At 53.0% G+C, this 20,129-nt stretch carries 18 protein-coding genes and 7 tRNA genes; 23 read left to right on the top strand and 2 right to left on the bottom strand.

Annotation, left to right across the window (positions count from 1 at the left end; translation table 11 throughout):
* Positions 1–184 precede the first annotated feature (184 nt).
* The 13 genes from nagB to NAZ64_RS08940 all read left to right on the top strand — a co-directional run bounded on the left by nagB (position 185) and on the right by NAZ64_RS08940 (position 7,817).
* Positions 185–985 (top strand): glucosamine-6-phosphate deaminase, encoded by an 801-nt coding sequence (nagB, locus tag NAZ64_RS09000; RefSeq protein WP_001237059.1) that lies wholly within the window; start codon positions 185–187, stop codon positions 983–985.
* A 59-nt stretch (positions 986–1,044) separates the two neighbouring features.
* Positions 1,045–2,199: an N-acetylglucosamine-6-phosphate deacetylase gene (gene nagA / locus NAZ64_RS08995; RefSeq protein ID WP_000271186.1), complete on the top strand. Its 1,155-nt coding sequence runs from the start codon at positions 1,045–1,047 to the stop codon at positions 2,197–2,199.
* A 4-nt stretch (positions 2,200–2,203) separates the two neighbouring features.
* The gene (gene nagC / locus NAZ64_RS08990) at positions 2,204–3,424 is read left to right on the top strand and encodes a DNA-binding transcriptional regulator NagC (RefSeq protein ID WP_000187579.1); all 1,221 of its coding nucleotides are present in this window, start codon (positions 2,204–2,206) and stop codon (positions 3,422–3,424) included.
* A 46-nt stretch (positions 3,425–3,470) separates the two neighbouring features.
* Complete coding sequence (gene nagD / locus NAZ64_RS08985; RefSeq protein ID WP_000153143.1) at positions 3,471–4,223, top strand: ribonucleotide monophosphatase NagD; 753 nt, start codon at positions 3,471–3,473, stop codon at positions 4,221–4,223.
* A gap of 289 nt (positions 4,224–4,512) precedes the next feature.
* Positions 4,513–6,177, top strand: a complete 1,665-nt coding sequence (gene asnB / locus NAZ64_RS08980) for an asparagine synthase B (RefSeq protein WP_024798322.1) — start codon at positions 4,513–4,515, stop codon at positions 6,175–6,177.
* 221 nt (positions 6,178–6,398) lie between these two features.
* Positions 6,399–6,475: transfer RNA gene (locus NAZ64_RS08975), tRNA-Met, on the top strand.
* A gap of 8 nt (positions 6,476–6,483) precedes the next feature.
* A tRNA-Leu gene (locus NAZ64_RS08970) sits at positions 6,484–6,568 on the top strand.
* Between the two features lie 23 nt (positions 6,569–6,591).
* Positions 6,592–6,666, top strand: a tRNA-Gln gene (locus tag NAZ64_RS08965).
* Positions 6,667–6,701: 35 nt separating this feature from the next.
* A tRNA-Gln gene (locus tag NAZ64_RS08960) sits at positions 6,702–6,776 on the top strand.
* 15 nt (positions 6,777–6,791) lie between these two features.
* A tRNA-Met gene (locus tag NAZ64_RS08955) sits at positions 6,792–6,868 on the top strand.
* 46 nt (positions 6,869–6,914) lie between these two features.
* Positions 6,915–6,989, top strand: a tRNA-Gln gene (locus NAZ64_RS08950).
* A gap of 43 nt (positions 6,990–7,032) precedes the next feature.
* A tRNA-Gln gene (locus NAZ64_RS08945) sits at positions 7,033–7,107 on the top strand.
* Between the two features lie 134 nt (positions 7,108–7,241).
* A complete protein-coding gene (locus NAZ64_RS08940; RefSeq protein WP_017441670.1) occupies positions 7,242–7,817 on the top strand; it encodes a hypothetical protein in 576 nt (191 codons plus the stop codon).
* Between the two features lie 66 nt (positions 7,818–7,883).
* Here the strand turns inward: NAZ64_RS08940 and ubiF are convergent, their stop codons facing one another.
* Positions 7,884–9,059 carry a 3-demethoxyubiquinol 3-hydroxylase gene (ubiF, locus tag NAZ64_RS08935; RefSeq protein WP_023251571.1) on the bottom strand — a complete coding sequence of 392 codons (1,176 nt, stop codon included), beginning with the start codon at positions 9,057–9,059 and terminating at the stop codon, positions 7,884–7,886.
* Positions 9,060–9,202: 143 nt separating this feature from the next.
* On the opposite strand from ubiF, the gene miaB reads away from it, so the two are divergent.
* From miaB to rihA, 10 genes are all read left to right on the top strand, one after another.
* Positions 9,203–10,627: a tRNA (N6-isopentenyl adenosine(37)-C2)-methylthiotransferase MiaB gene (gene miaB, locus NAZ64_RS08930; RefSeq protein WP_001519200.1), complete on the top strand. Its 1,425-nt coding sequence runs from the start codon at positions 9,203–9,205 to the stop codon at positions 10,625–10,627.
* 204 nt (positions 10,628–10,831) lie between these two features.
* Positions 10,832–11,878, top strand: a complete 1,047-nt coding sequence (locus tag NAZ64_RS08925) for a PhoH family protein (protein WP_001018045.1) — start codon at positions 10,832–10,834, stop codon at positions 11,876–11,878.
* Positions 11,875–12,348 (top strand): rRNA maturation RNase YbeY, encoded by a 474-nt coding sequence (gene ybeY, locus NAZ64_RS08920; RefSeq protein ID WP_000084477.1) that lies wholly within the window; start codon positions 11,875–11,877, stop codon positions 12,346–12,348. Before NAZ64_RS08925 ends, ybeY begins: the two co-directional genes overlap by 4 nt.
* Before the next feature lie 157 nt (positions 12,349–12,505).
* On the top strand, positions 12,506–13,384 hold the full coding sequence (corC, locus tag NAZ64_RS08915) for a CNNM family magnesium/cobalt transport protein CorC (protein ID WP_001278612.1): 879 nt from the start codon (positions 12,506–12,508) through the stop codon (positions 13,382–13,384).
* Positions 13,385–13,403: 19 nt separating this feature from the next.
* Positions 13,404–14,942 carry an apolipoprotein N-acyltransferase gene (gene lnt, locus NAZ64_RS08910; RefSeq protein WP_220569917.1) on the top strand — a complete coding sequence of 513 codons (1,539 nt, stop codon included), beginning with the start codon at positions 13,404–13,406 and terminating at the stop codon, positions 14,940–14,942.
* Between the two features lie 353 nt (positions 14,943–15,295).
* The gene (locus tag NAZ64_RS08905) at positions 15,296–16,204 is read left to right on the top strand and encodes an amino acid ABC transporter substrate-binding protein (protein ID WP_001518176.1); all 909 of its coding nucleotides are present in this window, start codon (positions 15,296–15,298) and stop codon (positions 16,202–16,204) included.
* A gap of 159 nt (positions 16,205–16,363) precedes the next feature.
* The gene (gene gltJ, locus NAZ64_RS08900) at positions 16,364–17,104 is read left to right on the top strand and encodes a glutamate/aspartate ABC transporter permease GltJ (protein ID WP_000020930.1); all 741 of its coding nucleotides are present in this window, start codon (positions 16,364–16,366) and stop codon (positions 17,102–17,104) included.
* Positions 17,104–17,778, top strand: a complete 675-nt coding sequence (gltK, locus tag NAZ64_RS08895) for a glutamate/aspartate ABC transporter permease GltK (RefSeq protein WP_000272802.1) — start codon at positions 17,104–17,106, stop codon at positions 17,776–17,778. The genes gltJ and gltK overlap by 1 nt, the downstream gene beginning before the upstream one ends.
* Positions 17,778–18,503: a glutamate/aspartate ABC transporter ATP-binding protein GltL gene (gene gltL, locus NAZ64_RS08890; protein WP_000631369.1), complete on the top strand. Its 726-nt coding sequence runs from the start codon at positions 17,778–17,780 to the stop codon at positions 18,501–18,503. The genes gltK and gltL overlap by 1 nt, the downstream gene beginning before the upstream one ends.
* A 116-nt stretch (positions 18,504–18,619) precedes the next feature.
* Entirely contained in the window at positions 18,620–19,555 is a 936-nt protein-coding gene (gene rihA, locus NAZ64_RS08885; protein ID WP_076935468.1) for a pyrimidine-specific ribonucleoside hydrolase RihA, read from the top strand.
* Positions 19,556–19,640: 85 nt separating this feature from the next.
* Here rihA and NAZ64_RS08880 read toward each other — a convergent pair whose 3' ends face one another.
* Positions 19,641–20,114 carry a zinc ribbon-containing protein gene (locus NAZ64_RS08880; RefSeq protein WP_001044886.1) on the bottom strand — a complete coding sequence of 158 codons (474 nt, stop codon included), beginning with the start codon at positions 20,112–20,114 and terminating at the stop codon, positions 19,641–19,643.
* Positions 20,115–20,129: the final 15 nt, after the last annotated feature.

Raw genomic sequence — 20,129 nt, 5'->3', positions numbered from 1 at the left:
TTAAACGGGTGTTTTTTGTGATTATAATCACTAAATATCGTAATTACCCCCACCATCCACTGGCTAACACGGAAAACTTATTTTATGATTCAAAAAATCAGGACGGATTGAACACGAACCCTGGATATCCAGGTTACGCTTAATACGATCCGCCAAATTTTGACATTGATTATTGAGGTGAAGAATGAGACTGATCCCCCTGAGTACCGCAGAACAGGTTGGCAAATGGGCCGCTCGCCATATCGTTAACCGTATTAATGCGTTCAAACCGACCGCCGATCGTCCGTTTGTCCTTGGACTGCCTACCGGCGGCACGCCGCTAACGGCGTACAAAGCGCTGGTTGAGATGCACAAAGCGGGCGAGGTCAGCTTTAAGCATGTAGTCACCTTTAATATGGACGAATATGTTGGCCTGCCGAAAGAGCACCCGGAAAGCTACCACAGCTTTATGCATCGTAACTTTTTCGATCACGTTGATATTCCAGCAGAAAACATCAATCTTCTCAACGGTAACGCACCAGATATCGATGCAGAATGCCGTCAATATGAAGAAAAAATTCGTTCTTACGGTAAAATCCATCTGTTTATGGGCGGCGTCGGCAACGACGGTCACATCGCCTTTAACGAACCGGCGTCTTCCCTGGCTTCCCGTACCCGTATCAAAACGTTAACCCATGATACTCGCGTAGCGAACTCCCGCTTCTTTGACGGCGACGTAAACCAGGTGCCGAAATACGCGCTGACGGTAGGCGTGGGCACGCTGCTGGATGCGGAAGAAGTGATGATTCTGGTGCTGGGCCATCAGAAAGCCCAGGCGCTGCAGGCGGCGGTTGAAGGCAACGTCAACCACATGTGGACTATTAGCTGCCTGCAGCTCCATCCGAAAGCGGTTGTGGTATGCGATGAGCCGTCCACAATGGAACTTAAAGTTAAAACATTGAAATATTTCAATGAATTAGAAGCAGAAAATATTAAAGGTCTGTAATGTTGTCTCCGCCCCGCCAGTCAATGCGGGGCGGTAAATTTTTGATATCGGGGGTCAGAATGTATGCTTTAACCCAGGGCCGGATCTTTACCGGTCACGAAATTCTTGATGACCATGCGCTTGTTGTCGCTAATGGCCTGATTGACCGCGTTTGTCCGATGGCCGAACTGCCGCCGGGAATAGAACAACGCTCATTGAATGGGGCCATTCTCTCCCCCGGTTTTATTGATGTGCAGCTAAACGGCTGCGGCGGCGTGCAGTTTAACGATACCGCAGAAGCCGTCAGCGTTGAAACGCTGGAAATTATGCAGAAAGCCAATGAAAAATCGGGCTGTACTAACTTTCTGCCAACGCTTATCACTACCAGCGATGAATTGATGAAACAGGGCATTCGCGTCATGCGCGAATACCTGGAAAAACATCCGCACCAGGCGCTGGGTCTCCACCTGGAAGGCCCCTGGCTTAATCTGGTAAAAAAAGGCACCCATAATCCTGATTTCGTGCGTAAACCAGACGCTGCGCTGGTCGATTTCTTGTGCGATAATGCCGACGTCATCACCAAAGTTACACTCGCGCCGGAAATGGTGCCTGCCGACGTAATCGCTAAACTGGCGAATGCGGGCATTGTGGTTTCCGCAGGCCACTCCAACGCGACGTTAAAAGAGGCAAAAGCGGGCTTCCGCGCCGGGATTACCTTTGCGACTCATCTGTTTAACGCGATGCCGTACATTACAGGGCGTGAGCCGGGCCTTGCTGGCGCTGTTCTGGACGAAGCGGATATTTATTGCGGCGTTATCGCCGATGGTCTGCATGTCGACTACGCCAACATTCGCAATGCCAAACGCCTTAAAGGCGACAAACTTTGTCTGGTGACAGACGCCACCGCACCGGCGGGGGCCAATATTGAGCAGTTCATTTTCGCAGGTAAAACAATATACTACCGCAATGGACTGTGTGTGGATGAAAACGGTACGTTGAGCGGTTCGTCCTTAACCATGATTGAAGGCGTACGCAACCTGGTCGCGCATTGCGGCATCGCGCTGGATGAAGTGCTGCGCATGGCAACGCTCTATCCGGCTCGCGCTATCGGCGTTGATAAGCATCTCGGTAGCATTGCGCCGGGTAAAGTCGCCAACCTGACCGCGTTCACCCACGATTTTAAAATTATCAAGACCATCGTTAATGGTGACGAGGTCGTTGACTTGAGTAAGTGAGAATATGACACCAGGCGGACAAGCTCAGATAGGTAACGTTGATCTCGTAAAACAGCTTAACAGCGCGGCCGTTTACCGCCTGATTGACCAGCATGGTCCTATCTCGCGCATACAAATTGCCGAGCAAAGCCAGCTTGCTCCCGCCAGCGTAACGAAAATTACGCGTCAACTCATTGAACGCGGGCTGATCAAAGAAGTCGATCAGCAGGCCTCTACCGGAGGCCGCCGCGCTATCTCTATCGTCACGGAAACCCGTAACTTCCATGCCATTGGCGTTCGCCTGGGCCGTCATGACACCACTTTAACGCTCTACGATCTGAGCAGTAAAGTGGTCGCTGAGGAGCATTATCCGCTACCGGAGCGCACCCAGGAGACGCTGGAACATGCGCTGCTCAACACCATCGCCGTCTTTATTGATAGCTGTCAGCGTAAAATTCGTGAATTGATCGCTATCTCGGTGATCCTGCCAGGGCTTGTCGATCCGGAAAGCGGCGTGATTCGTTACATGCCGCACATTCAGGTTGAAAACTGGGGACTGGTCGAAGCGCTGGAAAAACGGTTTCACGTTACCTGTTTCGTGGGACACGATATCCGTAGCCTGGCGCTGGCGGAACACTACTTCGGCGCCAGTCAGGATTGCGAGGACTCGATTCTGGTGCGCGTTCATCGTGGTACAGGCGCCGGGATTATCTCCAACGGACGCATCTTCATTGGCCGTAACGGCAACGTCGGCGAAATTGGGCATATTCAGGTGGAGCCGTTGGGCGAGCGCTGCCACTGCGGTAATTTCGGCTGTCTGGAAACCATTGCCGCCAATGTGGCGATTGAACAACGGGTGCTGAATTTGCTTAAACAAGGGTATCAAAGCCGTGTTCCGCTTGACGACTGCACGATTAAAACCATTTGTAAGGCGGCAAACCGGGGCGACAGCCTGGCCTCGGAAGTCATTGAGCATGTTGGTCGCCATTTGGGCAAAACGATCGCCATTGCTATCAACCTGTTTAATCCGCAAAAAATCGTCATTGCCGGCGAGATCATTGAAGCCGATAAAGTCCTGTTGCCCGCTATCGAAAGCTGTATCAATACGCAGGCGTTAAAGGCATTTCGCAAAAATTTGCCGGTGGTACGCTCCACGCTGGATCACCGTTCTGCCATCGGCGCTTTTGCCTTAGTTAAACGCGCCATGCTCAACGGAACATTGCTGCAACGTTTGCTGGAAAGTTGATGCGCTCTTATAGTATCGGATTATTCACAAATTCCCTGGGTAGTTCATGACCATCAAGAATGTAATCTGCGATATCGACGGCGTGCTGATGCACGACAACGTAGCCGTACCCGGTGCGGCGGAATTTCTGACGGGGATTCTGGAAAAAGGTCTGCCGCTGGTGCTGCTGACCAATTACCCGTCGCAAACCGGCCAGGATCTGGCGAACCGTTTTGCTACCGCTGGCGTTAACGTGCCGGACAGCGTGTTTTATACTTCAGCAATGGCGACAGCCGATTTTCTGCGCCGTCAGGAAGGTAAAAAAGCGTATGTCGTGGGCGAAGGCGCGCTTATTCACGAGCTCTATAAAGCAGGTTTTACCATTACCGATGTGAACCCTGATTTTGTCATCGTTGGAGAGACCCGCTCCTACAACTGGGACATGATGCATAAAGCAGCATTTTTCGTCGCCAATGGCGCGCGCTTTATCGCTACCAACCCGGATACTCACGGTCGCGGCTTTTATCCGGCCTGCGGCGCGCTGTGCGCAGGCATTGAAAAAATTTCCGGCCGGAAGCCGTTTTATGTCGGCAAACCCAGCCCGTGGATCATCCGCGCGGCGTTAAACAAAATGCAGGCGCACTCGGAAGAGACCGTTATTGTCGGCGACAACCTGCGCACCGACATTCTGGCGGGGTTCCAGGCCGGTCTGGAGACCATTCTGGTACTTTCTGGCGTATCAACGATCAATGATATTGACAGTATGCCGTTCCGCCCAAGCTGGATTTACCCTTCCGTCGCCGAGATCGACGTTATCTAAACCTGTCCCCTACCTGATGACGCATAGCTTTCAGGCCTACGGTTCGAACAGCATTGTAGGTCTGATAAGCGAAACGCCATCAGGAAAAACATAATTCAATTAAACCACGATAAAACTGAAGATCCATCAATAAATCCGCGCAATACGTAATCATTTTTCACTAATCAACAATGACGATTGCATTTTTCATTTTTCAGACCGTAATCCCCTTGCGCCTTCCACGCCTTTGCGGCATTTTTTAGTCAAGCAAACACAAAAAGTACGACGCAACAGATTAACGGAGAAGGCTATGTGTTCTATTTTCGGCATATTCGATATCAAAACAGATGCAGCGGAACTGCGTAAAAAAGCCCTTGAACTGTCACGCCTGATGCGCCATCGCGGCCCGGACTGGTCCGGCATCTACGCTTGCGATAACGCGATTCTCGCACATGAACGTTTATCGATTGTTGATGTTAACGCCGGCGCCCAGCCCCTGTATAACGCCAGAAAAACCCACGTGCTGGCGGTGAACGGTGAAATTTATAACCATCAGACATTACGCGCGGAGTATGGCGATCGTTACGCGTTCCAGACAGGCTCCGACTGCGAAGTTATCCTCGCGCTATATCAGGAAAAAGGGCCGGATTTCCTTGACGATTTACAGGGGATGTTCGCCTTCGCCCTGTATGACAGCGAAAAAGACGCTTATCTGATTGGTCGTGACCATATCGGTATTATTCCGCTCTATATGGGCTATGACGAATTCGGCAACTTCTACGTAGCGTCAGAAATGAAAGCGCTGACCCCGGTCTGCCGCACCATTAAAGAGTTCCCGGCGGGCAGCTACCTGTGGAGCAAAGACGGCGAAATTCGTCAGTACTATCAGCGCGACTGGTTCGATTACGATGCGGTAAAAGACAACGTTACCGACAAAAATGAGCTGCGCCAGGCGCTGGAAGAATCCGTGAAAAGCCACCTGATGTCCGACGTCCCTTACGGCGTGCTGCTCTCCGGCGGTCTGGACTCGTCGATTATCTCGGCTATCACCAAAAAATTCGCCGCCCGTCGCGTCGAAGATCAGGAGCGCTCCGAAGCCTGGTGGCCACAGCTGCACTCTTTTGCGGTCGGTCTGGAAGGTTCGCCTGACCTGAAGGCGGCCCAGGAAGTGGCTAACCACCTCGGCACCGTGCATCATGAAATTCACTTCACCGTGCAGGAAGGCCTTGATGCCATTCGTGATGTTATCTATCACATTGAAACCTATGACGTGACCACTATCCGCGCCTCAACGCCAATGTATCTGATGTCGCGTAAGATCAAAGCGATGGGCATCAAAATGGTGCTCTCCGGCGAAGGTTCCGATGAGGTGTTTGGCGGCTACCTGTACTTCCATAAAGCGCCGAACGCCAAAGAGTTACATGAAGAGACGGTCCGTAAGCTACAGGCGCTGCATATGTATGACTGCGCCCGCGCCAACAAAGCGATGTCCGCCTGGGGCGTGGAAGCGCGCGTACCGTTCCTGGATAAAAAATTCCTCGACGTGGCGATGCGTATCAACCCACAGGATAAGATGTGCGGTAACGGCAAGATGGAAAAACACGTGCTGCGCGAGTGCTTCGAGTCTTATCTGCCAGCAAGCGTCGCGTGGCGTCAGAAAGAGCAGTTCTCTGACGGCGTAGGCTACAGCTGGATCGATACGCTAAAAGAGGTGGCGGCGAAACAGATTTCCGATCAACAACTGGAAACCGCCCGCTTCCGCTTTCCATACAACACGCCGTCGTCTAAAGAGGCGTACTTGTACCGCGAAATTTTTGAAGAGCTGTTCCCGGTGCCGAGCGCCGCGGAATGCGTACCCGGCGGCCCGTCCGTGGCCTGTTCTTCCGCCAAAGCCATTGAGTGGGATGAAGCATTCAAAACGATGGATGACCCGTCAGGCCGCGCGGTCGGCGTGCATCAGTCGGCGTACCAGTAAATTAACGATGACGAAAGAGCCCTTAGGGGCTCTTTTTTTATAGCAAACCACTTTCGGAAAAACGATTAATAACCAATAATTGCCGAATATTGCGCCACGCTGTTCGCAACCTAACCAAACAGACACTTTCCGACGTTTTTCGATGAAAAAGAGGTTGACGCTTCAAGGCTCAATACGCATAATGCGCCCCGCAACGCCGATAAGGTAACGCGAAAAAAGATGGCTACGTAGCTCAGTTGGTTAGAGCACATCACTCATAATGATGGGGTCACAGGTTCGAATCCCGTCGTAGCCACCATCTTTTTTGCGGGAGTGGCGAAATTGGTAGACGCACCAGATTTAGGTTCTGGCGCCGCAAGGTGTGCGAGTTCAAGTCTCGCCTCCCGCACCATTCACCGATAAGCGTTGTACGGATGGGGTATCGCCAAGCGGTAAGGCACCGGTTTTTGATACCGGCATTCCCTGGTTCGAATCCAGGTACCCCAGCCATATTTCTTCGAGTTTGCGGTTCACCGCGACGGTATTGGGGTATCGCCAAGCGGTAAGGCACCGGTTTTTGATACCGGCATTCCCTGGTTCGAATCCAGGTACCCCAGCCATCGAAGAAATCATCTGGCTACGTAGCTCAGTTGGTTAGAGCACATCACTCATAATGATGGGGTCACAGGTTCGAATCCCGTCGTAGCCACCATATTCAGAACGCGTCGAGGTATTCGACCGGTTCGAAAATAATTTGTTGGGGTATCGCCAAGCGGTAAGGCACCGGATTCTGATTCCGGCATTCCGAGGTTCGAATCCTCGTACCCCAGCCAGTTTTAAAGACGCTCTGCTAATGAGCGCAAGAAGTACGACAATTGGGGTATCGCCAAGCGGTAAGGCACCGGATTCTGATTCCGGCATTCCGAGGTTCGAATCCTCGTACCCCAGCCACCTTTAAAAAGCTCGCTTCGGCGAGCTTTTTGCTTTTCTGCGTTTATAAATTCCGAAAGAGGTTTCCCCTTAATGCCCTGCTATCAGTAAAACGCTATGATAAAGCCTTACAGGGATCGTTCGGTAACCTCACAATGAATTACCAGTTTTGTTGGTATCTCTTTTTGCGGCCATTAACATTTTTTATGGTCGTCTTGCTCTGCGCTTTCACCTTCATTGATATCACGGCCAGCGCCGCCTGGTTGATTATTTTGGGTCTGGTTTACCCCGTGGCAGTGTCAATGAGGCTACATATACTGCACCAGAAAAAGGCCGTCATGTTGCGCCAGAATAGTGCGGAATGGATAGTGTATCTGCCAGGGATCCCTGTGCAAGAAAAACAAAGCGCGCTGATTAATGTCGCGTTTTCCTCGAAAACGGCGCTGCGTGGATTCTATATTCGCGCTCTGTCCAGCAAAGTCATTCTTCACATCATCACTTTTTATATTCTGTGGTTTGATGTCCAACATGCAACACTGACGTGGTATCGGATTCTCGCCGCATTAATCACTCTGGCGATTCTTGTAAAATCAATGAGTTCCACATTACTGATGCTACATAAAGTAGTACGTTGTCAATACAACGTATGCATAATTGAAATGGCATCACCTTGGTATGAAATTGATTTTAAAGGGAGATTAGGTTTATGTGCTTTATTTGCAGTAAAGTAAGATGTCAATACGCTTACCCGACCTGCAATTGAGCGTTTTTACAAACCGGGTAAGGCATTCAGCGGGTTACAACCCCAACGCATACTTCAGCGCCTGACGTTTTAGCACGCCTGCGCGCTGCGCCGCCATCAACCCCATATTGCGTAAAATACGCAGCGGCGGCAATTCATTGCTGAACCCGGCATAAAACAGATCCATTCCACTTTGCATCATAAAATTATCTGCCATGCGCCGCGTCTGATAGCGTTTCAACACCGAATGGCTGGCCCAGGACTCGCCATAGCTACGGGCACTCGCCAGCACATCAATCAACGCATCAACATCCCGATACCCCAGGTTGACGCCCTGCCCGGCCAGCGGATGAATGGTATGCGCCGCGTCGCCTACCAGCGCCAGCCCCGGTTGTACATACTGCAACGCGTGACGACGGGTTAGCGGAAACGCGCCCGCCGCGACAGGCATCACCGCCCCCAGACGCGCCGGAAAGTGCTGGTTAATTTCCACCTGCAATTGCGTCATCGATAAACTTTGTAGCTGGCGAATACGTGCCGGAGCGTCATACCACACCAGCGACGCCCAATCGTCGAACAGCGGCAAAAAGGCGCGCGGCCCCGTCGGCGTAAACTGCTGCCAGGTGCTGTCGCCTGACGCATTTTCACACTTGACGGTGATAAGCATACACGACTGCGCATATTGCCAGGCATGAATGCCAATTCCCGCCATTTGCCGAACCTGCGAATTCGCGCCGTCGGCGCCAATCACTAACTTCGGCGTTACCCATTCGCCGTCGGCCAGTTCCAGCGCATAACCATCGTGGCGGCGGTGCAATGCCGCCAGTGAAGCCGGAACGCGCAGCGTCACGCCGGGGTGCGCTTCCAGCGCCTGCCATAGCGCCTGTTGCAGGACGTTGTTCTCTACCATATAGCCTAACAGCGGCAGCTTGAGTTCAGCGGCGTCGAACACCACATGGGCGTTTTCCCACTCCCAGGTCTCCAGTCGCCGATAAGGATGGCTACGCATCCCCTGCACCGCCTCCCAAACGCCCAGCCCCTTAAGCAGCGCCACGGATGCCGCGCTAATGGCCGAAATCCGCACGTCAGGCTGGCTGTCAGCCACAAACGGCGCAGGCGCGGCATGTTCTATTACCATAACCGTAAATCCTTGCTGCGCCAGACCCAGCGCCAGCGCGCCGCCGACCATTCCCCCGCCGACAATGGCAATTTCCGTTGGTTGATTTGTCATGGTCATTCATCCTGTTACGTTTTAGACAAGTTTACAGGATTTTTTACCCATTAGGGCTGACGTCAGTCATACTGGTCACAACCGCGCCAAAGCATTACACTATGCGCCCTGCTTTTCAGCCACTATTTCGCAAGAGCAAGTCGATGACTAAAAAACTCCATATTAAAACCTGGGGCTGTCAGATGAACGAGTACGATTCATCGAAGATGGCCGATCTGCTGGACGCCACCCACGGCTATCAACTGACCGACGTGGCGGAAGAGGCGGATGTGCTGCTGTTGAATACCTGCTCAATCCGCGAGAAGGCTCAGGAAAAAGTCTTCCATCAATTAGGTCGCTGGAGACTGTTAAAAGAGAAAAATCCCGATCTGATTATCGGCGTCGGCGGCTGCGTGGCTTCCCAGGAAGGCGAGCACATTCGTCAACGCGCCCATTACGTCGACATTATTTTTGGCCCGCAAACCTTACACCGCCTGCCGGAGATGATTAACTCCGTGCGTGGCGACCGCAGCCCGGTGGTCGATATCAGCTTCCCGGAAATCGAGAAGTTCGACCGTTTGCCGGAACCGCGCGCAGAAGGCCCGACCGCGTTTGTTTCTATCATGGAAGGCTGCAATAAATATTGTACTTACTGCGTGGTACCGTATACCCGCGGTGAAGAAGTCAGCCGTCCCTCAGACGATATCCTGTTCGAAATCGCCCAGTTAGCGGCGCAGGGTGTGCGTGAGGTCAACCTGCTGGGCCAGAACGTTAACGCCTGGCGCGGAGAAAACTACGACGGCACCACTGGCACCTTTGCCGATCTGCTGCGTCTGGTTGCCGCCATCGACGGCATTGACCGTATTCGCTTTACCACCAGCCATCCGATTGAGTTCACCGACGATATTATCGAGGTGTACCGCGATACGCCGGAACTGGTCAGTTTCCTGCATCTGCCGGTACAGAGCGGGTCCGATCGCGTGTTGAATCTGATGGGGCGCACCCACACTGCGCTGGAATATAAAGCAATCATCCGTAAACTGCGCGCGGCGCGGCCGGACATTCAGATAAGCTCTGACTTTATCGTCGGTTTCCCTGGCGAAACTACCGATGATTTCGAAAAAACCATGAAGCTTATCGCTGACGTCAACTTTGATATGAGCTACAGCTTTATCTTCTCTGCGCGTCCGGGAACGCCGGCTGCCGATATGGTTGATGACGTACCGGAAGAAGAGAAAAAGCAGCGTCTGTATATTCTGCAAGAGCGTATCAATCAGCAGGCGATGGCATGGAGCCGCCGTATGCTCGGCACGACACAGCGCATTCTGGTGGAAGGCACGTCACGTAAAAACATTATGGAACTGTCTGGCCGTACCGAAAACAATCGGGTGGTGAACTTTGAAGGCACGCCGGAGATGATTGGTAAGTTTGTCGATGTGGAAATTACTGACGTCTATCCGAACTCCCTGCGCGGAAAAGTGGTGCGTACCGAAGATGAAATGGGTCTGCGCGTCGCCGAAACGCCGGAGTCCGTCATTGCCCGTACCCGTAAAGAAAATGAGCTGGGCGTAGGATTCTACCAGCCTTAATCCTGCAGGAAAGGCAATAATGCCCGATGGCGCTACGCCTGTCGGGCTTCCTGGTCATGGCCTGTCGCCCGACGGGCCTTGCAATTTTCTCTCTTCATCCCCATCTTCATTGCAATGCTTGCGCCTTTTCCCTATGGCGTGAATAATTTCCTTAGATGCCGGTAAATGTTCAGCGTCCGGCGATACAGACACAAGAGGAACAGTTTGAATATAGACACTCGCGAAATTACCCTTGAGCCCGCAGACAACGCCCGTCTGTTGAGCCTTTGCGGGCCGTTTGATGACAATATTAAACAGCTCGAACGTCGTCTCGGTATTGAAATCAACCGCCGTGACAATCACTTTAAACTGACCGGTCGTCCGATTTGCGTGACCGCGGCGACAGATATTTTGCGAAGTCTGTATGTCGATACCGCACCGATGCGCGGCCAGACTCAGGATATCGAACCTGAACAAATTCATCTGGCGATCAAAGAAGCGCGGGTGCTGGAACAGAGCGCGGAAAGCGTGCCTGACTATGGCAAAGCGATTAATATCAAAACTAAGCGCGGCGTGATTAAACCGCGTACCCCGAACCAGGCGCAGTACATCGCCAATATTCTCGATCACGATATTACCTTTGGCGTCGGCCCGGCGGGTACCGGTAAAACTTATCTTGCGGTCGCCGCTGCGGTAGACGCCCTGGAGCGCCAGGAGATTCGCCGTATTCTGCTGACCCGTCCGGCGGTGGAAGCGGGCGAAAAACTGGGCTTCCTGCCAGGCGATTTAAGTCAGAAAGTGGACCCGTACCTGCGTCCGCTGTATGACGCGCTGTTCGAAATGCTCGGCTTTGAAAAAGTCGAGAAGCTGATTGAACGCAATGTGATTGAAGTCGCGCCGCTGGCCTATATGCGCGGACGCACATTAAACGACGCCTTTATCATTCTGGATGAAAGCCAGAACACCACTATCGAACAGATGAAGATGTTCCTGACGCGTATCGGCTTTAACTCGAAAGCGGTGATCACCGGTGACGTGACGCAGATTGACCTGCCACGCAACACCAAATCCGGCTTGCGTCATGCCATTGAAGTGCTGGCGGAAGTCGATGAAATCAGCTTTAACTTCTTCCACAGCGAAGACGTGGTGCGCCATCCGGTCGTTGCCCGCATTGTTAACGCCTATGAAGCCTGGGAAGAGGCAGAACAAAAACGCAAAGCGGCGTTGGCGGCAGAGCGTAAGCGTGAAGCCCAGGAGCAGGAGCAGAAATGAGCCAGGTGATCCTCGATTTACAGTTGGCCTGTGAAAACCACGCGGGCCTACCGGATGAAGCTCAGTTTCAACGCTGGCTGGACGGCGTTATTCCGCAGTTTCAGGAAGAGGCGGAAGTCACAATCCGTCTGGTGGATGAGGCCGAAAGCCACGACCTTAATTTAACGTACCGCGGGAAAGATAAACCCACTAATGTTCTCTCCTTCCCGTTTGAAGCGCCCCCCGGCATTGAAATGCCGCTACTGGGCGATCTGATTATTTGCCGTCAGGTCGTGGAGCAGGAAGCGCAGGAACAGAGCAAGCCGCTGGAGGCACACTGGGCGCACATGGTCGTGCACGGTAGCCTGCATTTGCTGGGTTACGATCATATCGACGATGACGAAGCGGAAGAGATGGAGTCTCTCGAAACGGAGATTATGCTTGCTATGGGCTATGAGGATCCGTACATTGCCGAGAAGATTGCAGAATAGTAGCTTGCCGGATGGCGGCGCTTGCGCCTTATCCGGCCTACATTCATGCCTTTTGTAGGCCTGATAAGCGTAGCGCCATCAGGCAAAACATGCCGTCACAGCTGAGTATACGCATGACGAGCTTTGTATTAACTAACATGAGAACCCATACGACGCCATGAGCGACGACAATTCACACAGTAGTGACACAGTAAACAGTAAAAAGGGATTTTTTTCCCTGCTACTCAGCCAGCTTTTCCACGGTGAACCTAAAAACCGCGATGAGTTGCTGGCGCTGATCCGTGATTCCGGGCAGAACGAGCTTATCGATGAAGATACGCGCGATATGCTCGAAGGCGTAATGGACATCGCCGACCAGCGCGTTCGCGATATTATGATCCCGCGCTCCCAGATGATTACCCTGAAACGCAACCAGACGCTGGACGAATGTCTCGATGTTATCATCGAGTCCGCCCACTCGCGTTTTCCGGTGATCAGCGAAGATAAAGATCACATTGAAGGGATTCTGATGGCCAAAGATTTGCTGCCGTTTATGCGCAGCGATGCCGAAGCCTTCAGCATGGACAAAGTGTTACGCCCCGCGGTTGTCGTACCGGAGAGCAAACGGGTTGACCGTATGCTCAAGGAATTCCGCTCCCAGCGCTACCATATGGCCATCGTTATCGATGAGTTTGGCGGCGTTTCCGGCCTGGTGACTATCGAAGACATCCTCGAACTGATTGTCGGTGAAATTGAAGATGAGTATGACGAAGAAGACGATATCGACTTCCGTCAGCTTAGCCGCCATACCTGGACGATTCGCGCGCTGGCGTCGATTGAAGACTTCAATGACGCTTTCGGCACCCACTTCAGCGATGAAGAGGTCGATACCATCGGCGGGCTGGTGATGCAGGCGTTCGGCCATTTACCGGCCCGCGGCGAAACCATTGACATTGATGGTTACCAGTTCAAAGTGGCGATGGCCGATAGTCGTCGTATTATTCAGGTGCATGTCAGGATCCCGGATGACTCGCCCCAGCCAAAACTGGACGAATAACAGCAATAGTGGACTAAAAATGGCATTTGCCTCGTTAATTGAACGCCAGCGTATTCGCCTGCTGCTGGCGTTATTATTCGGCGCCTGCGGAACACTGGCTTTCTCTCCGTATGACGTCTGGCCCGCAGCGATAGTGTCGCTTATCGGGCTGCAGGCCTTAACGTTCAATCGCCGCCCGCTCCAGTCTGCCGCCATCGGCTATTGCTGGGGACTCGGACTTTTCGGTAGCGGGATTAACTGGGTTTATGTCAGTATCGCGCAGTTTGGCGGCATGCCGGGCCCGGTTAACGTTTTTCTGGTGGTGCTGCTTGCAGCTTATCTCTCGCTGTATACCGGACTGTTTGCCGGGATTTTGTCGCGCCTGTGGCCAAAAACCAACTGGCTGCGCGTCGCTATCGCCGCGCCTGCAATATGGCAAATCACCGAATTTTTACGCGGCTGGGTGCTGACCGGCTTCCCCTGGCTGCAATTTGGCTATAGTCAGGTCGACGGCCCGCTAAAAGGCCTGGCGCCGGTAATGGGCGTCGAAGCGATCAACTTCCTGCTGATGATGGTCAGCGGCCTGTTAGCGCTGGCACTGGCGACGCGGAACTGGCGTCCGCTGGCTGTCGCCGTGATTCTGTTTGCTTTGCCCTTTCCGCTACGTTATATCCAGTGGTTTACGCTGGAACCGACCAAAGCGACCCAAGTATCGCTGGTGCAGGGCGATATCCCGCAGTCGCTGAAGTGGGACGAAAACCAGCTACTGAATACGCTAAAAATTTATCTCAACGAAACCCGCCCAGAGTTAGGCAAATCACAGATTATTATCTGGCCTGAGTCGGCGATTCCGGATCTCGAAATCAATCAGCAGCCCTTCCTTCGTTCGCTGGACGAAATGTTACGCGAAAAAAATAGCACGCTGATCACCGGTATTGTCGATGCACGTCTCAATAAACAGAATCGATACGACACCTACAATACGATTATTACGTTGGGCAAAGATAATCCATACAGTTATGACTCGCCCAATCGCTACAATAAAAATCACCTTGTGCCCTTTGGCGAGTTCGTTCCGCTGGAGTCTATCCTGCGTCCGCTGGCGCCGTTCTTCGATCTGCCCATGTCCTCCTTTAGTCGCGGCCCTTATATCCAGCCGCAGTTACATGCGCACGACTATAAGCTGACGGCGGCAATCTGTTATGAAATTATTCTTGGCGAACAGGTGCGGGATAACTTCCGCCCGGACACCGACTATCTGCTGACGATTTCTAACGACGCCTGGTTTGGTAAGTCCATTGGCCCGTGGCAACATTTCCAGATGGCGCGGATGCGTTCGCTGGAGCTGGCGCGTCCGTTGCTGCGCAGTACTAATAACGGTATTACGGCGGTGATTGGCCCGCAGGGCGAAATTCAGGCGATGATCCCGCAGTTCACACGCCAGGTACTGACCACCCACGTCACGCCAACCACGGGGTTAACTCCCTATGCCCGTACCGGCAACTGGCCGCTATGGGTACTGACCGCGCTGTTTACTTTTGGCGCGGTAGTGATGAGTCTGCGACAACGACGGAAATAATCTCTCCCCAGGCCGGATAGCGCTTCATTTATCCGGCCTGAAAATCCTCCTTTTCCCCCATTCTGGCACGTCTATTGCTTTGTTAAACATGGCAAACCTGTTCTGGCTGCTTGTGCAACCTGGTCGCACCAAAATCGATCATCGGTAGCACCTGAACGGTGCAATGTAGGATTTTTGCCTCTGAACGGTGCGGCGCACTTCGCAAAAATAAACAATATCGCAGCAAAATATTTACAACAAGCCACACTAAATGTTAACAAACATACATAACACTGCACGCGCAAGTTGCAGGCAATAACAACATCACAATAGCTATCAATGCGTCGACGGCGCAGATGATAAAGGAGTTGGATATGCAATTACGTAAGCTAACCACAGCAATGCTGGTCATGGGACTGTCTGCGGGCCTTGCGCACGCAGAAGATGGCGCGCCTGCCGCTGGTAGCACCCTGGACAAGATCGCTAAAAATGGCGTGATCGTCGTCGGGCATCGCGAATCTTCTGTGCCCTTTTCTTATTACGACAACCAGCAGAAAGTGGTCGGCTATTCCCAGGACTACTCCAACGCCATTGTGGAAGCGGTAAAAAAGAAACTTAACAAGCCCGATCTGCAGGTGAAGCTGATCCCGATCACCTCGCAAAACCGTATTCCGCTGTTGCAAAACGGAACCTTCGATTTTGAATGTGGTTCAACGACTAACAATCTTGAGCGCCAGAAACAGGCCGCCTTCTCCGATACGATTTTCGTCGTCGGGACGCGACTGCTGACTAAAAAAGGCGGCGATATTAAAGATTTCCCGGATCTGAAAGGCAAAGCGGTCGTCGTCACCTCCGGGACGACCTCTGAAATTCTGCTGCATAAGCTTAACGAAGAGCAAAAGATGGGGATGCGTATTATTAGCGCGAAAGACCACGGTGACTCGTTCCGCACCCTGGAAAGCGGCCGCGCCGTCGCCTTTATGATGGATGACGCGCTGTTGGCCGGCGAGCGCGCCAAAGCCAAGAAACCGGATAACTGGGAGATTGTCGGTAAACCGCAGTCCCAGGAAGCCTACGGCTGTATGCTGCGTAAAAACGACCCTGAGTTTAAAAAGCTGATGGACGATACCATCGCCCAGGCGCAAACCTCCGGCGAAGCGGAAAAGTGGTTTGATAAGTGGTTTAAAAATCCGATCCCACCGAAAAACCTGAACATGAATTTCGAGTTGTCTGACGAGATGAAAGCCCTGTTCAAAGCACCGAATGATAAAGCGCTTAACTAACTAAAACTAAATGGGACGGGACTCCTGTCCTCTCGATTGTCGCTCAGCACGGACAGACTATAAGCCTGATGGTCGTTCCCCCTCGGGCCTGAAACCGCAAATCGCCGGGCAACAATCTTCGAGGGTAGCGCTGCTACCCTTTTTTTTCGGAGTAGATGTATGTCAATAGACTGGAACTGGGGTATTTTTTTACAGGAAGCCCCCTTCGGCAATACCACCTATCTCGGCTGGCTATGGAGTGGTTTTCAGGTCACCGTAGCCCTTTCGATTACCGCCTGGATTATCGCTTTCCTGGTAGGATCTATTTTCGGCATTTTACGTACCGTTCCCAACCGTTTCCTCTCCGGACTGGGCACATTGTACGTAGAACTGTTCCGTAACGTGCCGCTGATCGTGCAATTCTTCACCTGGTACCTGGTGGTGCCTGAACTGTTGCCGGAAGATCTTGGCATGTGGTTTAAGGCGGAACTCGATCCCAATATTCAGTTTTTCCTCTCCTCAATGATCTGTCTGGGACTGTTTACCGCCGCCCGCGTTTGCGAACAGGTGCGCGCCGCGATTCAGTCTCTGCCTCGCGGACAGAAGAACGCGGCGCTGGCGATGGGGCTAACGCTGCCGCAGGCTTATCGCTATGTCCTGCTGCCGAATGCCTATCGCGTTATCGTGCCGCCAATGACGTCAGAGATGATGAACCTGGTGAAAAACTCGGCTATTGCCTCAACCATCGGCCTGGTGGATATGGCGGCGCAGGCAGGCAAACTGTTGGATTACTCAGCGCACGCCTGGGAATCCTTCACCGCCATTACGCTGGCCTATGTGCTGATTAACGCCGTTATCATGCTGGTCATGAGCCTGGTTGAACGCAAAGTCCGCCTGCCGGGCAACGTGGGGAGCAAATAATGTACGAATTTGACTGGAGTTCGATTATCCCCTCACTGCCTTACCTGCTGGCCGGGCTGGTCATCACGCTGAAGATTACCGTCACCGCCGTTGTCGTGGGGATAGTCTGGGGAACCATTCTGGCCGTCATGCGCCTCTCAAGCTTTACCCCTATCGCCTGGTTTGCTAAAGCGTATGTTAACGTTTTCCGTTCCATCCCGTTGGTCATGGTCTTGCTGTGGTTTTATCTGATTGTACCCGGCTTTCTGCAAAACGTGCTGGGACTATCGCCGAAAACCGATATCCGCCTGATCTCCGCGATGGTGGCATTCTCTATGTTTGAAGCGGCCTACTATTCCGAGATTATTCGCGCCGGTATTCAAAGTATTTCCCGCGGGCAGTCCAGCGCCGCGCTGGCGCTGGGGATGACCCACTGGCAGTCGATGAAGCTCATTATTCTGCCGCAGGCGTTTCGGGCGATGGTGCCGCTGTTGCTTACACAGGGCATCGTGCTATTTCAGGACACCTCTTTAGTTTATGTACTCAGCCTGGCGGACTTCTTCCGCACCGCGTCGACTATCGGCGAGCGTGACGGTACTCAGGTCGAAATGATTCTGTTCGCCGGCGCCGTTTATTTTGTTATCAGCCTGAGCGCGTCGTTGCTGGTCAGCTATTTGAAGAAAAGGACAGTTTAATGATTACCCTGAAAAATGTTTCAAAATGGTATGGTCACTTTCAGGTGCTGACCGATTGTTCAACAGAAGTGAAAAAAGGTGAAGTGGTGGTAGTCTGCGGGCCATCGGGTTCCGGTAAATCCACGCTAATTAAGACCGTCAACGGTCTGGAACCGGTGCAAAAAGGCGAAATTACCGTTAACGGCATTATTGTGAACGACAAAAAAACCGATCTGGCGAAACTGCGTTCCCGCGTGGGCATGGTATTCCAGCACTTCGAGCTATTTCCCCACCTGTCGATCATCGAAAACCTGACGCTGGCGCAGGTGAAAGTACTGAAACGCGATAAGGCCGCCGCCCGCGATAAAGGCCTGAAGCTGCTGGAGCGCGTTGGCCTGTCTGCGCATGCCAACAAGTTCCCGGCGCAGCTTTCCGGCGGTCAGCAGCAGCGCGTCGCGATCGCCCGCGCGCTATGTATGGACCCCATTGCCATGTTATTCGATGAACCGACTTCCGCGCTCGATCCGGAAATGATCAACGAGGTGCTGGACGTGATGGTCGAACTGGCGAACGAAGGGATGACCATGATGGTGGTGACGCACGAAATGGGCTTTGCCCGTAAAGTGGCTAACCGGGTGATCTTTATGGATGAAGGTAAAATCGTCGAAGATTCGCCAAAAGAGGAGTTCTTCGCTAACCCCAGTTCCGATCGCGCAAAAGACTTCCTTGCAAAAATCCTGCACTAATCTTCCCGGCGCGCACGTCAGAGTGCGCGCTATCTCACGCTTTACCGCTTCGCTTCTCGAAACGTATCCAGCCGGGCGTTAACCTTGTCACAAAGTACCGCTTACAAGGAGCCACAATGGCACTGCCCATTATTATTGATTGCGATCCGGGTCATGATGACGCGATCGCCCTCGTTCTCGCCCTCGCCTCCCCTGAACTGGAAGTGAAAGCGATCACCTCTTCCGCCGGCAACCAGACGCCGGAGAAGACGCTGCGCAACGTGCTGCGGATGCTGACGCTGCTCAAACGCCCGAATATTCCGGTGGCGGGCGGCGCGGTGAAACCTCTCATGCGCGAACTGATTATCGCCGATAACGTTCACGGCGAAAGTGGCCTCGACGGCCCGGCGCTGCCCGAGCCGTCATTCGCCCCGCAAAGCGGCACTGCCGTTGAGCTGATGGCAAAAACACTGCGCGAGAGCTCACAGCCAGTCACCATCGTCTCCACTGGCCCACAGACTAACGTGGCGCTGCTGCTGAATAGCCATCCGGAACTGCATACGAAAATCGCCCGCATTGTGATCATGGGCGGCGCGATGGCGCTGGGTAACTGGACGCCCGCCGCGGAATTTAATATTTACGTCGACCCGGAAGCGGCAGAAATTGTCTTCCAGTCAGGCATTCCGGTGGTGATGGCCGGGCTGGACGTTACCCATAAGGCGCAGATTCACGCTGCCGATATCGAACGCTTTCGCGCCATTGGCAACCCGATTTCCACCATCGTCGCCGAACTGCTGGACTTCTTTATGGAGTACCACAAAGACGAAAAATGGGGATTTGTCGGCGCGCCGCTGCATGACCCATGTACCATCGCCTGGCTGCTGAAACCCGAGATTTTCACCACCGTTGAGCGTTGGGTTGGCGTGGAAACCCAGGGGAAATACACCCAGGGGATGACGGTGGTGGATTATTATTTCCTGACGGGGAATAAGCCGAATGCGACGGTGATGGTCGATGTAGACCGCCAGGGATTTGTCGATTTACTAGCGGAACGGCTGAAGTTTTACGCGTAATATTTGCCGGATGGCAGCTTCGCCATATCCGGCCTACGTGAACGATTTTTGGTAGGCCGGATAAGACGCACCAGCGCTCTTCCACTCACGGCTCAAACGGTCTTCTCTGAAACTGGTCATGACCACACTTCGGGCAGCGCGGCAACACATCCGGCGTGTAAACCGCCAGATGATAGTGGCACTTCTCGCACACCAGATTCCCCAATCCCACCACTTCGCCACTGTGATACACGCCGTGGTGATTCAAATCCTGGAAGACTTCACGCCATTCCAGCTGGGTTTTATCGGTAATGTCCGCCAGTTCCTGCCAGAGACTCTCTTTAATCACCCGCAAGAAGACGCTATCTTCCTGGCTCTCTTCGTAGCTCATGGCGAACTCTTCCAGATCGCGTCTGACAGCGCGCGTCAGTTCGTCCACCTCGGTTCGCGTTAACTCCCCTGTTTGCATCACGCGCTGGCGCGCCTGCTCCACCAGCGCATCAATGTCGCGCTCGCCATTGCGTAAACGCTCGCTTAATGAGGCCACCAGTTCACGGTAATATTGAGCAACCTTGTTCATCACTTCACCTCTTGG

It is taken from the genome of Salmonella sp. A1325 (assembly GCF_056991255.1).
This window is presented reverse-complemented; position numbering and strand designations above follow the sequence as displayed.